The 13,040-nt window shown below is 70.8% G+C and carries 10 protein-coding genes; 4 read left to right on the top strand and 6 right to left on the bottom strand.

Features of this window, described 5'->3' with window-relative positions:
* The first annotated feature begins 183 nt into the window (after positions 1-183).
* Positions 184-4,110: a type VII secretion protein EccCa gene (gene eccCa, locus ABD259_RS10945; RefSeq protein ID WP_344109216.1), complete on the top strand. Its 3,927-nt coding sequence runs from the start codon at positions 184-186 to the stop codon at positions 4,108-4,110.
* A gap of 86 nt (positions 4,111-4,196) precedes the next feature.
* Here eccCa and ABD259_RS10940 read toward each other — a convergent pair whose 3' ends face one another.
* Positions 4,197-4,382 (bottom strand): hypothetical protein, encoded by a 186-nt coding sequence (locus tag ABD259_RS10940; RefSeq protein ID WP_344109192.1) that lies wholly within the window; start codon positions 4,380-4,382, stop codon positions 4,197-4,199.
* Positions 4,379-4,915 (bottom strand): MFS transporter, encoded by a 537-nt coding sequence (locus ABD259_RS10935; protein WP_344161925.1) that lies wholly within the window; start codon positions 4,913-4,915, stop codon positions 4,379-4,381. The genes ABD259_RS10940 and ABD259_RS10935 overlap by 4 nt, the downstream gene beginning before the upstream one ends.
* Before the next feature lie 182 nt (positions 4,916-5,097).
* Here ABD259_RS10935 and ABD259_RS10930 point away from each other — a divergent pair, with 182 nt between their 5' ends.
* Positions 5,098-6,165 carry a hypothetical protein gene (locus ABD259_RS10930; RefSeq protein WP_344109196.1) on the top strand — a complete coding sequence of 356 codons (1,068 nt, stop codon included), beginning with the start codon at positions 5,098-5,100 and terminating at the stop codon, positions 6,163-6,165.
* A gap of 207 nt (positions 6,166-6,372) precedes the next feature.
* Entirely contained in the window at positions 6,373-6,996 is a 624-nt protein-coding gene (locus ABD259_RS10925) for a hypothetical protein (protein ID WP_344161922.1), read from the top strand.
* 6 nt (positions 6,997-7,002) lie between these two features.
* Here ABD259_RS10925 and ABD259_RS10920 read toward each other — a convergent pair whose 3' ends face one another.
* Positions 7,003-7,716, bottom strand: a complete 714-nt coding sequence (locus ABD259_RS10920; RefSeq protein ID WP_344109201.1) for a Mut7-C RNAse domain-containing protein — start codon at positions 7,714-7,716, stop codon at positions 7,003-7,005.
* A gap of 250 nt (positions 7,717-7,966) precedes the next feature.
* Between ABD259_RS10920 and ABD259_RS10915 the strand changes: the two genes are divergently transcribed.
* Positions 7,967-8,770 carry a CPBP family glutamic-type intramembrane protease gene (locus ABD259_RS10915; RefSeq protein WP_344109204.1) on the top strand — a complete coding sequence of 268 codons (804 nt, stop codon included), beginning with the start codon at positions 7,967-7,969 and terminating at the stop codon, positions 8,768-8,770.
* A 485-nt stretch (positions 8,771-9,255) separates the two neighbouring features.
* Here ABD259_RS10915 and ABD259_RS10910 read toward each other — a convergent pair whose 3' ends face one another.
* From ABD259_RS10910 to pdhA, 3 genes are read right to left on the bottom strand one after another with little or no spacing between them, the layout of a single operon-like run.
* Positions 9,256-10,689 (bottom strand): dihydrolipoamide acetyltransferase family protein, encoded by a 1,434-nt coding sequence (locus ABD259_RS10910; protein WP_344109207.1) that lies wholly within the window; start codon positions 10,687-10,689, stop codon positions 9,256-9,258.
* A 15-nt stretch (positions 10,690-10,704) separates the two neighbouring features.
* On the bottom strand, positions 10,705-11,685 hold the full coding sequence (locus tag ABD259_RS10905; RefSeq protein ID WP_344109209.1) for an alpha-ketoacid dehydrogenase subunit beta: 981 nt from the start codon (positions 11,683-11,685) through the stop codon (positions 10,705-10,707).
* A gap of 4 nt (positions 11,686-11,689) precedes the next feature.
* The gene (pdhA, locus tag ABD259_RS10900) at positions 11,690-12,805 is read right to left on the bottom strand and encodes a pyruvate dehydrogenase (acetyl-transferring) E1 component subunit alpha (RefSeq protein WP_344161919.1); all 1,116 of its coding nucleotides are present in this window, start codon (positions 12,803-12,805) and stop codon (positions 11,690-11,692) included.
* Positions 12,806-13,040: the final 235 nt, after the last annotated feature.

The following is a 13,040-nucleotide window of genomic DNA, read 5'->3' as shown; positions in this document are numbered from 1 at the left end:
GGGATCATTACCGTAGCAACTTCCCACTCCTCCTTTCCCAGGTGCACCGGAGAGATCGCCTTGGCGACCACGCTTGTCCACCGCCCCGCACGACACTCCGTCCCCGACCCCGGCTCCGATCCCCTCGTCATCGCCGCGCCCCCGCAGTTGCCGGACAACCCCCCGGCCACGAGCTCCATGACGATGATGATCATGCCGGTGATCAGCGGTTCGGGCTCGCTGCTCATGGCGGTCACCATGGGAAACCGCCCGCTGTACGCGGCCGGGGCCATGCTCGTCATGCTGGCCAGCGTCGCCGTGGGCGTCACCATGTTCCTCGCCCAGCACAACGGGCCGCGCAAGCGCATCCGGGAGCAGCGCGAACGCTACCTCGACTACCTCGACCAGCTGCGCGAGACCGTGCGGGATGTTGCCGCGACCCAGCGCAGGGGCAGCGCGTTCCGGCACCCCGCGCCGGACCTGCTCACCGAACCGGCCCGGCTTCCGGCCCGCCGGTGGGAGCGGCGAGCGTCCGACCCCGACTTCCTGCACCTGCGCGTCGGCACCGGCACCCGGCCCCTGGCGCGCCCGCTCAGCCTCAAGGTCGACGCCTCTAACCCGCTGGTCGTCTACGACCCCGTGTGCCAGGGGCTCGCCGACCAGCTCGTCGAGCTCTACGCGCAGGTGCCCGAGGAACCCCTGGTGGTGCCGCTGCGTGAGCTGGGCGTCGTTTCGGTCATCGGCGACCGGGCGGCGGGGCGCGCGTTGGCGCGCTCGCTCGTCGCCCAGCTCGCCACCTTCTCCGCGCCCGAGGACGTGCGGCTCGGTGTGGTGCGCCACGCGCGCCTGCTGCCCGAGTGGGACTGGCTGAAGTGGCTGCCGCACAACGCTCACGACGACATCACCGACGGACCGCTCCCGGCGCGGCTGGTGGCGGGCAACACCGTGGAGATGGCGGAGCTGCTGTCGGCCGAGATCGAGCAGCGCACCCTCGACATGCAGCGCCGCCGCGGGCGCCCGCCGGGCCCGGGCACGCAGCGGCTGGTGATGATCGTGGACGGCGAGTTCCAGGCGACACTGTCGGGACTGGCCGCCGAACCGCCGGTCTCGTCCCTGGCCGACCTCGGTATCCACCTGATCATGCTGCTGGGCGAGCGGCGGGAGGAACCCGAACAGGTCGACATGCGGCTGTATGTGACCGCGGACGGCAAACTCACCGAGGACACCGACGACACCGCACCAGGCGGCGGCAGCGCAAGCGGTAGCGCCGCCACGGGCCGCGACACCGAGGCACCGCGCACTCCCCTGGAGGGGACCGCCGACCAGGCGAGCGTCGCGCTGCTCACCTCCCTGTCGCGGATCCTGTCGCCGATGCGGCTGGCCGCCAGCGACGGCGCCGACGTCCTGCACACCACCGTCGACCTCCCGGAGATCCTGGGCGTGTCCGACGTCGCCCAGCTCGACGCGCGCCACACGTGGAAGCCCCGCAGCACCAACGACTACCTGCGGGTCCCGATCGGTGTCGGCCCCTCGGGGAACCTGGTCCTCCTCGACCTGAAGGAGTCGGCGTTCGGGGGCATGGGCCCCCACGGGCTGGTCGTGGGCGCCACCGGCTCGGGCAAGTCCGAGATGCTGCGCACCCTGGTCGCCTCCCTGGTCATCAACCACTCCCCCGAGCACCTGGCCCTGCTCCTGGTCGACTTCAAGGGCGGTGCCACGTTCGCCGATACCGACCGCCTGCCCCACAGCGCCGGCCTGATCACCAACCTCGCCGACGACGACACCCTGGTCGCCCGCTTCCGCGAGGCCATGTACGGCGAACTCACCCGCCGCCAGCAGCTCCTCAAGGACGCCGGCAACCTGCCCAACCTCCACGCCTACGAGGCCCTGCGCGCCCAGCGCCCCGACCTGGAGCCCCTGCCGCACCTTCTGGTCATCATCGACGAGTTCTCCGAGCTGCTGACCGCCCACCCCGACTTCGCCGAGCTGTTCGTGGCCATCGGCCGCATCGGCCGGTCCATCGGCGTGCATCTGCTGCTGGCCACCCAGCGCCTGGAGTCGGGCAAGATCAAGGGGCTGGAATCCCACCTGTCCTACCGCATCGGCCTGCGCACCTTCTCCGAGGCCGAGAGCCGCGAGGCCATCGGTGTGGGCGACGCCTACCACCTGCCCCCCGAACCGGGATCGGGCTACCTCAAGGTCGACACATCGGTGTTCGAACGCTTCAAGGCCGCCATGGTCTCCGGCCCCTATATCCCGCCCGCGGAGGCCACCAGCGATGATGACCCGGTCCTCCCGGTGATCTCCTACAACGCTGTCGGGGCGCTGCTGGGCCTGTCGGACCTCGCGGGTGACGACGCGGCCGGCGACGCGGACGGCGACGGCTCGACGACCCGCAGCGTGCTGCAGGTCGCCGTGGATCGCCTGGTCGCGGCCGAAGCGGAGCCGGTGCGACCCGTGTGGCTGCCCCCGCTGCCGACGGCACTCACCCTGGACACGCTGTTCGAGCAGGTCGCCGCCGAGGACGGCAGCGCAGCCAGCCGGGAGGACGCCGAGCCGGACGCGGCCGAAATGCGCGCCTACATCGGCCTCACCGACATCCCGCGCGACCAGCGGCAAGAGCCAACGGCTGTGGACTTCACCGGCGCCGACAGCAACATCGTGGTGCTCGGCGGGCCGCAGACGGGCAAGAGCACACTGCTGCGCACGATGATCGCGAGCCTGGCGTGGCGGTACCCGCCCGGCCGGGTCGCGATCTACGCGGTCGACTTCGGCGGCGGCGGCCTCGCGGCCCTGGAAGGACTCCCGCACGTGGCGGGTGTGGCCGGCCGGTCCGACCCCGAGCGGGTGCAGCGGATCCTGTCCGACGTGTCCACGCAGCTCGACCAGCGCGAGCAGGTGTTCCGGAGTGTCGGCCTGGACTCTCCGGCGGGGCTGCGCAAGGCGCGCGCCGAGGGGAAGGTGCCCAAGGGCATCGCGGGCGACGTGTTCCTGATGATCGACGGGTGGTCGTCGGTTCGCGAGAACTTCGAGGACGCCGACGACGTGCTGCTCGACATCGTCACGCGCGGGCCGTCCCTGGGCGTGCACACGATCCTCACGGGCGCGGCGAGCTCGCAGGTCCGCAGCAAGCTGGCGGCCTTCTTCGGCGGCCGGATCGAGCTGCGGCTGACCGACCCGTTCGACTCGGGCATCGGCCGCAAGATCGCTGAGGAGATCCCCAAGGACGTCCCGGGCCGGGCCCTGCTGGCCGACGAGAACATGGCCCACATCGCCCTGCCGCGGGTCGACGGCGTCGCCGACGACCAGGACCTCGGCGCGGGCGTGCGCGACCTCGTCACCCAGGTCGGCAAGCGCTGGACCGCGCGGGCCGTCCAGCAGGTGCGGACGCTGCCGGATCTGGTCGAGCTGGAGGAGCTGACGCGCACGCACGACGGACCGGAACTGGTGCTCGGAATGGCGGAGCGGACCCTGGAACCGGCCCTGCTGCACCTGTCCGAGGAACCGCACCTGATGGTCTTCGGCGACCCGCAGACGGGCAAGAGCGCCCTGCTCCGCGGCCTCCTGCGGCAGCTCACCCAGCGCCCGCCGGAGGAGGTGGGCATCGTTCTGGTCGACTTCAAGCGCGCCCACCTCGGCGTGGTCGGCGAGGAGCACCTGCTCGCCTACTGCACCGAGGCGCAGTTCACCCAGCAGATCGCCGGTCAGCTGGCCGGCTCCGTCAAGGAACGCCTGCCCGGCCCCGACGTCACCCCCCAGCAGCTGCGGCAGCGCAGCTGGTGGAAGGGGCTGGAACTGTTCGTGGTGGTCGACGACCTCGACCTGGTCAGCAACCGCCAGGGCAACCCGCTGGCCCCCCTGGCCCAGTTCATCCCGCAGGGCGCCGACCTCGGCCTCCACCTCATCGTCGCCCGCCGCACGGGCGGCGCCGGCCGGGCCCTCTTCGAACCCATCCCCCAGGCCCTCACCGACGCGGCCACCACCGGCGTCCTCTTCTCCGGCGACCGCATGGAAGGCCGCCTCGCCAACGGCGTCGCCTCCCGGCCCCTCCCACCCGGCCGCGCCCTGCTGGCCCGCCGCGGGCAGCGGCCAGAACAACTCCAGGCCCCCTGGAGCGACCCGCCGGAGTAGGCGCACCGCGCGGCCCGGACCGGGGACGCCGTTCGATCCCGCGGGGGTATGCCCTCGCCCCGCGGGATCGCGTTCCGCGGCCTGGTTCAGTCCGATCGCCGGACCGGGGCGGGGATGTCGGGTGCCTGCTCGCGGCAGCGGGTCTCCTTCGCCGCGCACGCCGCCACGAGTCCGACCGCGGCCAGTGCGATAGGCAGCGCCAGGGCGACCTGGTAACCACCCAGGTCACGCGATGTGTGGTCCAAGACCCACCCGAAGGCGGGCTGGATCACGGCCGACGCCGCGAACACACCATCACCGCCAGCACCGCCGACACCAGACTGGCGACGCCGAACAGGGTCCGCCGCGACCAATGCTCGATCAAGAGCGCCGTCGGCGAGCCGGCGGCGATGCTGCCGACGTTGGCGATCAGCATCGTCACACTGGTCACCAGCCCGTACCGGTGGGCGGGGAACGCCTGGGCGTTGAAACGCATCACTCCGACGAACACCGCCGACATCCCCAGTCCTGTCAGGATCGGTCCGCAGGTCGCCTGTACCAGGCCTCCGGCTGTGGCCAAGAGGACCGATCCCAGGGCGACAACGGCAGATGCGGCCGCCACACTGGATCGCGCCCCATAGCGGTCGAGGACCATGCCCGCGGGTATCTGCGCGGCGGTGTAGATCCAGAAGTGCCCAGCCGCCAGAACCCCGAGGCCCGTGGCCGAAGCTCCGAGGCTGGTGGCGATGGTGTCCGCGAACGTCGCCGGCGCGAACCGGTGAAAGAACCCGATACCGCAGATGGTGGCCGCTTGGTGGAGGGCCACCGTCCGTGTCCGGTTCGCCGCGGGTTCGCCGGTTGTCAGGGAGCACCGTCATACTGGTTCTCTCTGGTCTCATTGAGACATTGGGGGCGGAGCACCGCCCGGAAGGTGGTTCCGCCGTTCTCCCCCTCCCCCGGGTGTCGAGGGTCGGAGGGCTGAGGTTCCTCGTTCGGAAAGGCGGATGTATGCGTCGCGCGCGTGCGCTGGTTGGGGTTGCGGCCGCGGTCGCGTTGCTGCTCACCAGTGCCTGTAGCGGGGCCGCCGGGACAGCGGACGGGGGTGGTGGGGGCGGCTCCTCCGAGAAGGACGAATTGACCGGGCTGGCGCTGGTCTTCCGGGGGTACGAGGGGGGCGACCCCGAGGAGAGTCAGGCGCTCGTGTTCGTGGATCCCGAGAGCGGGACGGAGAAGGCCGCCGTCGCCCTGCCCGAGCGCGCCCTGGATCCGATGGTGTCGGGCATTCCGGCGTACGCGATGTTCTCGGATGACTGGCGGTACTTCGTCTACTCGGCACAGGACAACAGTGACCTCCAGTTGGCCCAGCTCAACGCCGACCAAACCGCCTATGAGCCCCTCGCGGCGATCAGCGCGCAGGCCTCCGAGCAGTGGGGCGAACCGCGGATCCAGGGGGATCGGATCTGGTTCTCCGCTCGAACGCCGGGCACCCCGTCGACCGCGCGCGTCATGTCGGTTCCGCTGGACGATCCGACCGCGTCGCCGAAGCAGGCCGGGCAGTTGCCCGCGGGTGAGGGCGGAAAGCCCGCCTCCTGGGAGCTGACGCCCGACGGCGCGGTACACATCCGCGAACAGGTACCGGTCACGCAGATGACCGGCCAGGACGGCAGTTCGCTCACCGTCCGCAAGAACGGTGATCATCTGATGAACGCGACGCTCGCGGCGGGCGGAAAGCAGTGGCAGAGCCTGGACTCCACCCCCGTCTGGGGCGAGGGCAACATCATCGTCGGCCCGGCGGACCAGGGCAACGGCGTGCCGGACGGCGAGGGCGGCGCGCGGCTCATCACCCTCGATGACACCGGCCAGGGCTACACGACCATTCAGCTGCTCGACGCGAGTGACGGTGTGGTGGAGCAGTACGCGCCCGCACCCAAGCGCGACGGGGTGCTGCTGCAGACCGACTCGACCTGGTACCGGGTCGACCTTGAGGACGGCACGCCGAACCGGACCGCCGACTTCCCCGCTCCGCACGACGCCTCCATGGACGGCCACCCCCTGGTCGCGGGCTGGACGAGCTAAACCGCCCCCGGGCGGCCCACCTGTTCGCCTGTCCTTTTCCCGTTTTCCCGGCAGCAGCGGCCGTCCGCCCGGCCCACCGATGAATGACTCGCGGGACGAGTGGCCGTCCCGCGCACCCCCCGCTCCTCCCTGATCCCCCTCTCGATAGATCGGACTGCGATGCACCAGCACCCGCCCATGCCCCAACCCGAGCTCCCGTGGGGGCCGATGCGGCCCCCCAGGGCGCCGGAGAGCGCGGCCGACACCTACGGGGCCCAGTACGGCCCCCCGAGCGCGAACCAGCCCTATCCGGGAGCACCGCAGGCCGCTCCCCACCCGGCGCCGCGACCGCCGGTGGCCCCGCTGCCCGCCGCGACGGCCCAAGCGGCGCGGCAGAAGGAGCTCGGCGATCCCCTCAGCGTGCACTCGGAGACGGGGAGCCCCTGGCGCGGCGGGCTGAAATTCCTCATCAGCGTCGTGGCGCTGTTCGCGGTCCCGGTCGTGCTGGAGACGTCCGGGTGGGACACCCCCGACGTCATGCTCCGCCTTCTCCTCATCGCCCCCGCCGTGACGTTCCTCCTCTGGATGGTGGCCCTGAACCGTCGGCGCAAGAGCGCCTACGTGTTCGAACACGGGTTCATGACCCGGAAAGGGAGGACCCACACGGCGGTGAACTGGGGCGAGATCGCCGCGTTCCAGCACTCCTCGGCCAACCACCCAGCAGGTGACATCAAGATCCGGCTGCACAGTGGAGAGAAGGTCCGCCTCCGAGGGATGCACATCCCCGGTTCGGTCGAGATGTTCCCGGCACTGCTGCGGGCCGCGGCCCACTTCGGCTGGCCCCCGAAGTAGCCGCGGCTAACCCGCGACGGCGCGCCGGGCACGCTCGACGATCCGCCGTAGCCGGTGGTGGTGGGCACCGGGCCAGAACACCCGGCCGCAGGAGGCGCAGCGGGAGAAGGTGTCGTAGGTGGCGCGCGTGCCCGCCATCAGTTCGTCGGTCACGTCGGCCTTGGCGACACCGTTGAGCTGGCCGTTGCAGGCCAGGCAGCGGGTCCACGGCCGGAGTGGCGGATTGAAGCGCTCCAGGACCTCGGTGAGCTGCGCGTCGGGGGCATCGGCGCGGACGTGTGCCCCCAACCGCAGGCAACGGCGGAACAGCAGCCCGCGATCGCGGGTGAGCAGCACCCGCTGCTCGGCGTTGGCGCGGTCGATCAGCGTGTCGTCGTCGAACTCGTCGGGGTAAGCGGTGTCGACGCCGACGAGGCGCAGACGGCGGGCCAGGGTGCCCAGGTGGACATCGAGCACGAAGCGCGGCGGCCACACCGGGAGCGCCTGCGGGAGAGGAGGCGGACCGACTTCGATGAGGTCGCCGGCTCGTGGGCGATAGTCGGCGCTGACCTCGCGGCCGCGATTGGCGAGGGCGCCGACCTCTGTCAGGGGGACACCCAGGGACTGCACGATGTGGCCGAGGCTGGCGCTGTCGTCGTGGTCGAGCCGCACCACGCCGCCGCGGTGCCGCGGCGCGAGGAAGAACCGGAGTTCCTCGGCGACGCGCAGCGTGAGGGTCATCGCGGGGTCCTCCTTGTCTCTGTGGTCTCTCCCTGCCTCTCTCTGTCCCTCTCCCCGTGCGGCTCCTCGACGGTCCCGTCCACCGGCTCGATGCCGGGACGCATCGACACCACGGGATGCCGGTCCGGCTCGTCTTTCAGTCTCGCACCCGCGGTGGATACGGGTTATCCCCGATCTTTGATGAGAAGATGACGACTCTTTTGGCCGATATGGGCGGTCCGGACCGACCCTACGTTCCTATCCTGGCGCGATGACCAACAGACCTCCATCGACCGCCACTGAGCAGCCCGGATGGTCGGCCCGGGCCTGGTCCCTGGTGATCGTGGGCTATCTGCTCTCCTTCGGACTCTCCAGTGCGGTGGCCGTCGGCATCCTGGTCGGCAGCCCCATCGAGCTCGGCAGGTTCATCCCGGCTCCCAGCGGCGTAATCATCGCCCTGTACCAGGCCGGATTCCTCGTCGCCCCCCTCGCGCTCCTGCTCGCCCACCGGGGCCTGCGCCTGTCCGCCACCGAGCTCGGACTGCGGGGTGTGACAGTAGGGCGAGCCATTGGCGCGGCCGGCGCCGCCTACGTGGCGATGAAGCTCGGTTTCGAGGTGCTCTTCCTCTTGCCCGAGTGGCCCACACCCGAGGTCTCGACACCGCTGTGGATGACGTTCCTCTCCGAGGTGCACGGCGGCTTCGTGGAGGAACTGCTGATCCTCGCCCTGCCCATGGCCATCATGAACCGCCTGGGCTGGGGGTGGCCGGCTCAGCTGCTGGTGCTGGTCGTGCTGCGCACGCCCTTCCACCTCTACTACGGCCCCCAGGCGCTCGCATTCACCCTCGTGTGGATGGCGGGCTACCTGCTCGTCTACCGCCAGGTTCCACTGGTGTGGTCCTTCATGGCGGCACACCTGGTCTACAACCTGGCCAACTTCCCCCTTATCCCCGGATACCTGCGGCTCGGCGCTGGTGTGGGCCTCACCATCATCGGCGTGGTCGCCATCGTGCGGTGGATCGCGGGCCGGAGGCGCCAACGGAGGTCTTCACCGCAGTCGGGGGTGCAGCCCTAGAGCCTCGTCGCCACCACCCGGGGCGGTACATGCGCGGCCTCGCGACAGATCTCCGTGCTGATCCGCGTGCTGGTCACCGTGCTGGTCTGCGTGTCCGTCCCTTGCCCGCGGGCGGGAGGGCGAACGGTGAGCGCGCGACAGGACCGACGCCGCCCTTCCATGGGCGAGAGCGGACGGCCCCCACGCCCCCGTACGGTGCGGGCGCGCCCGCGAACTCGCCGATGGCGCCCGATCAAGGAGAGGCGGGACGGAGGGGCCGCCCCCGCCCGCGCTAGATCCACATCCACACGCTGTGGACGACAGGGGCGGCCCACTGCCAAAGGACACGTACCGGACCTGCCGCCGGTTCACCGGTCCGCAGCACCGATCGACGCGCCCCGCGCGTGTTCGTCGTCCTCGACGGCGGCGCTGGAAACACGGACCGGCCTCGGGGAAAGTCCCGCGAGGCCGGTCCGTAGCGTGCGCGTCCCGGGTGGGGATCCGGATCAGCCCCAGGCCAGGGAGACCGTCTCCGGGTCCTCCAGTACCGCGCCGACATCGCGCAGCACCTTCGATCCCAGTTCGCCGTCGACAAGGCGGTGGTCGAAGGACAGCGACAGGGTCGTCACCTTGCGGACCTTGAGCTTGCCCTTGTGCACCCACGGCATGTCGCGGATCTGGCCGAACGCCAGGATCGCGGCCTCACCCGGGTTGAGGATGGGCGTGCCCGCGTCGACGCCGAAGACGCCGACGTTGGTGATGGTGATGGTGCCGCCGGTCATGTCGGCCGGGGTGGTCTTTCCCGTGCGCGCCGTTTCGGTGAGCCGCTGCAGCTCACGGGCGAGCTCGGGCAGCGGCTTGGTGCCCGCGTCCTTGATGTTGGGCACGACCAGGCCGCGGTCGGTGGCGGCCGCGATCCCCAGGTTCACGTAGTTCTTCACCACGATCTCCTGCGCCTGCTCGTCCCACGTCGCGTTCACCTCGGGGTGCCGCCGAACGGCGGTGAGCAGGGCGCGGGCCACCAGCAGCAGCGGGGAGACCTTGGTGTCGGCGAACTCCCGGCGCTCCCGGAGCTTGCGCACGGCCTTCATCGTCTTGGTGACGTCGACCTGCAGGAACTCGGTGACGTGCGGGGCCGTGAAGGCGCTGTTCACCATGGCCGCGGCGGTGCGCTTGCGCACGCCCTTGATCGGGACGCGCTGCTCGCGCGCTGCGGGCTCCGCGCTCACGGGCGCCGCCGGTGCCTCGGCCGTCTCGGGCGCCTCAGCGGGGGCCGGAACGGCCGGTGCGGGGGCCGCCGCCTCGCTGTGGCGGTGCACGTCCTCGCGGGTCACCAGACCGCCGGGGCCGGTGGGGGTGACCGCGCGCAGATCCACCCCGAGGTCCTTGGCGAGCTTGCGCACGGGCGGCTTGGCCAGGGCGCGGGTGGTGCCGCCGTTGAGGGGCGCCGACTGCTGTGTCGACGGCGCGGGCTGCTGCTCCTCGGCGGGGGCAGACGGCGCCGGGGCCTGCGGGGCGGCCGCGGCTTCCGCTGCCGGAGCCGCCGCGCCCTGGGGACGCTTGCGGCGACGGCGCTGCGTGGGCGCGGCCTTTTCGCCGTAGCCGACCAGCGGCTTCTCCTTCTCGTCCTCCTCGGCGGGGGCCGCCGCGGCCTCCTCCGCCGCGGGGGCCTCCGGGGCGGCACCGGCGCTGCCGTCGGATACCCGGATGATCGGGGTTCCCACGTCGACGGTCTCCCCGGCCTCCACGAGCAGCTCGGTGACGGTCCCGGCGAACGGGCACGGCAGCTCCACGGCGGCCTTGGCGGTCTCGATCTCGCAGATCATCTGGTTGACCTTGACCTCGTCGCCGGGCTGCACATACCACTGCAGGATCTCGGCGTCGACGAGCCCTTCACCCACATCGGGCAGGCGGAACTCCTGAACTCCTTGCTGAACCATGCTCACCTGGCTCCCTTAGAACGCGAACGCGCGGTCGACACCGTCGAGTACCCGATCAAGGTCGGGCAGGTAGTGCTCCTCCAGCCGGGACTGGGGATAGGGGGTGTCGAATCCCGCGACCCGGATGACCGGAGACTCCAGGTGGTAGAAGCACGCCTCGGTGACCCGGGCGGCGATTTCCGCGCCCAAGCCGCTGGTGAGAGGTGCCTCGTGGGTGACGATGAGGCGTCCGGTGCGCTTCACCGACTCGACGACGGTGTCGTAGTCGACGGGCGCGAGGGAGCGAAGGTCGATCACCTCGATCGAGTGGTCCGTGTCGGCTTCCGCGGCCTGCAGGGCCGTCTTGACCATGGGTCCGTAGGCGAGGAGGGTGGCGTCGGTGCCGGGGCGGGCGATGCGCGCGCTGCCCATGGGGGTGGCCGTGTGCAGCGGCGCCTCGGTGTCGACTTCGGCCTTCTCGTAGTAGCGCCGCTTGGGCTCGAAGAAGACCACCGGGTCGTCGGAGGCGATGGCTTGCTGGATCATCCAGTAGGAGTCGACCGCGTTGGCCACGGTCACCACGCGCAGCCCGGCGGTGTGCGCGAAGTACGCCTCGGGGGACTCGCTGTGGTGCTCGACCGCGCCGATGCCGCCGCCGTAGGGGATGCGGATGACGACGGGAAGCTTCACCTTGCCCGCCGCGCGTCTGTGCATCTTGGCAAGCTGCGTGAAGGTCTGGTTGGTGGCCGGGAAGAAGAAGCCGTCGAACTGGATCTCGCACACCGGGCGGTAGCCGCGCAGGGCCAGGCCGATCGCCGTGCCGATGATGCCGGACTCGGCCAGGGGGGTGTCGATGACCCGGTCGGCGCCGAAGTCCTTGTGCAGACCGTCGGTCACCCGGAACACGCCGCCGAGTTTGCCGACGTCCTCGCCCATGATGAGGACCTTGGGGTCGGCCTCCATCGCGCGCCGCAGCCCCGCGTTGATGCCCTTGCCGATCGTGAGTTTCGTGCTCATAGGGTCACCGGCCCCCTTCCGCGCCGCTGTCCTCGAAGGAGGCGAGATAGTCGGCGAACTCCGCGCGCTGGCGGTCGATGTGGACGTTGGGCTCCGCGTAGACCTCGTTGAAGATGTCCAACGGGTCGGGGTCGGACATGGTTCTGCACTCGTGGCGTACGCGCTCGCCGAGCTGGTCCGACTCGGCCTCGACCCCGGCGAAGAACGCCTCGTCGGCCATCCCTTCCTTCTCCAGGTAGGCGCGCAGCCGCAGGATCGGGTCCTTGCGCTCCCACTCCTCCAGTTCCGCGGACACGCGGTAGCGGCTGGGGTCGTCGTTGGTGGTGTGCGCCCCCATGCGGTAGGTGAACGCCTCGATGAGCGTGGGCCCCTGGCCCTCGCGGGCGCCGTTGAGGGCCGCGCGGGTGACCGCGAGGCAGGCGAGGACGTCGTTGCCGTCGACACGCACGCCCGGGAAACCGAACCCGGCCGCGCGTTTGTACAGCGGTACACGGGACTGGCGCTCCAACGGCTCGGAGATGGCCCACTGGTTGTTCTGGCAGAAGAACACGACCGGGGCGTTGTTGACCGCCGCGAAGTTGAACGCCTCGTTGGTGTCGCCCTGGCTGGTGGCCCCGTCGCCGAAATAGGCGATGACCGCGGCCCCGTCCTCGCCGACGGAGCCGTCGCGCTGCACGCCCATGGCGTACCCGGTCGCGTGCAGGGCCTGGCTGCCGATCACGATCGTGTACAGGTGGAAGCCGTGCTCGCGGGGGTCCCAGCCGCCGTTGGTCACGCCGCGGAACATGCCCAGCAGCTCCCGGGGCTCGATGCCGCGGCACCACGCCACACCGTGCTCGCGGTAGGAGGGGAAGGCCATGTCGTCCGGGCGCAGCGCGCGCCCCGAACCGATCTGTGCCGCTTCCTGGCCGAGCAGCGAGGCCCACAGGCCGAGCTCGCCCTGGCGTTGCAGCGCCACCGCCTCAGTGTCGACCCGGCGGACCAGAACAAGGTCACGGTAGAGCCCGCGCACGTCCTCGGGGTCGATGTCGAGCGGGTAGTCGGGGTGCTCTGTGAACACCCCCTCGGGGGTCAGGAGCTGGACCAGCTCCGGTTCCTCATGCGCGGTGTTGTTCGACACCTGTCGCTCCTCGGGGTTCTCGGGGCCGATCTCGCGGGGTACCGCTGGTCGGCCGGATCTCAGCCCGCTTACCCGGGGTAACGGGTATGGGCAGGCAGCCCTACCGACATCGTGACAGAACTCACCACGGTTGGCGCAAGGCCTGGGTTGCACCTTTTCGGTTGCAACCCATGATGTCCGAGAACCGCAAAAGCGCAACTACCAGGACTTCCTACCTTTCGCAAGGCCGTCCGAA

It is taken from the genome of Nocardiopsis rhodophaea (assembly GCF_039530945.1).
GTDB classification, from domain to species: Bacteria; Actinomycetota; Actinomycetes; order Streptosporangiales; family Streptosporangiaceae; genus Nocardiopsis_C; species Nocardiopsis_C rhodophaea.
This window is presented reverse-complemented; position numbering and strand designations above follow the sequence as displayed.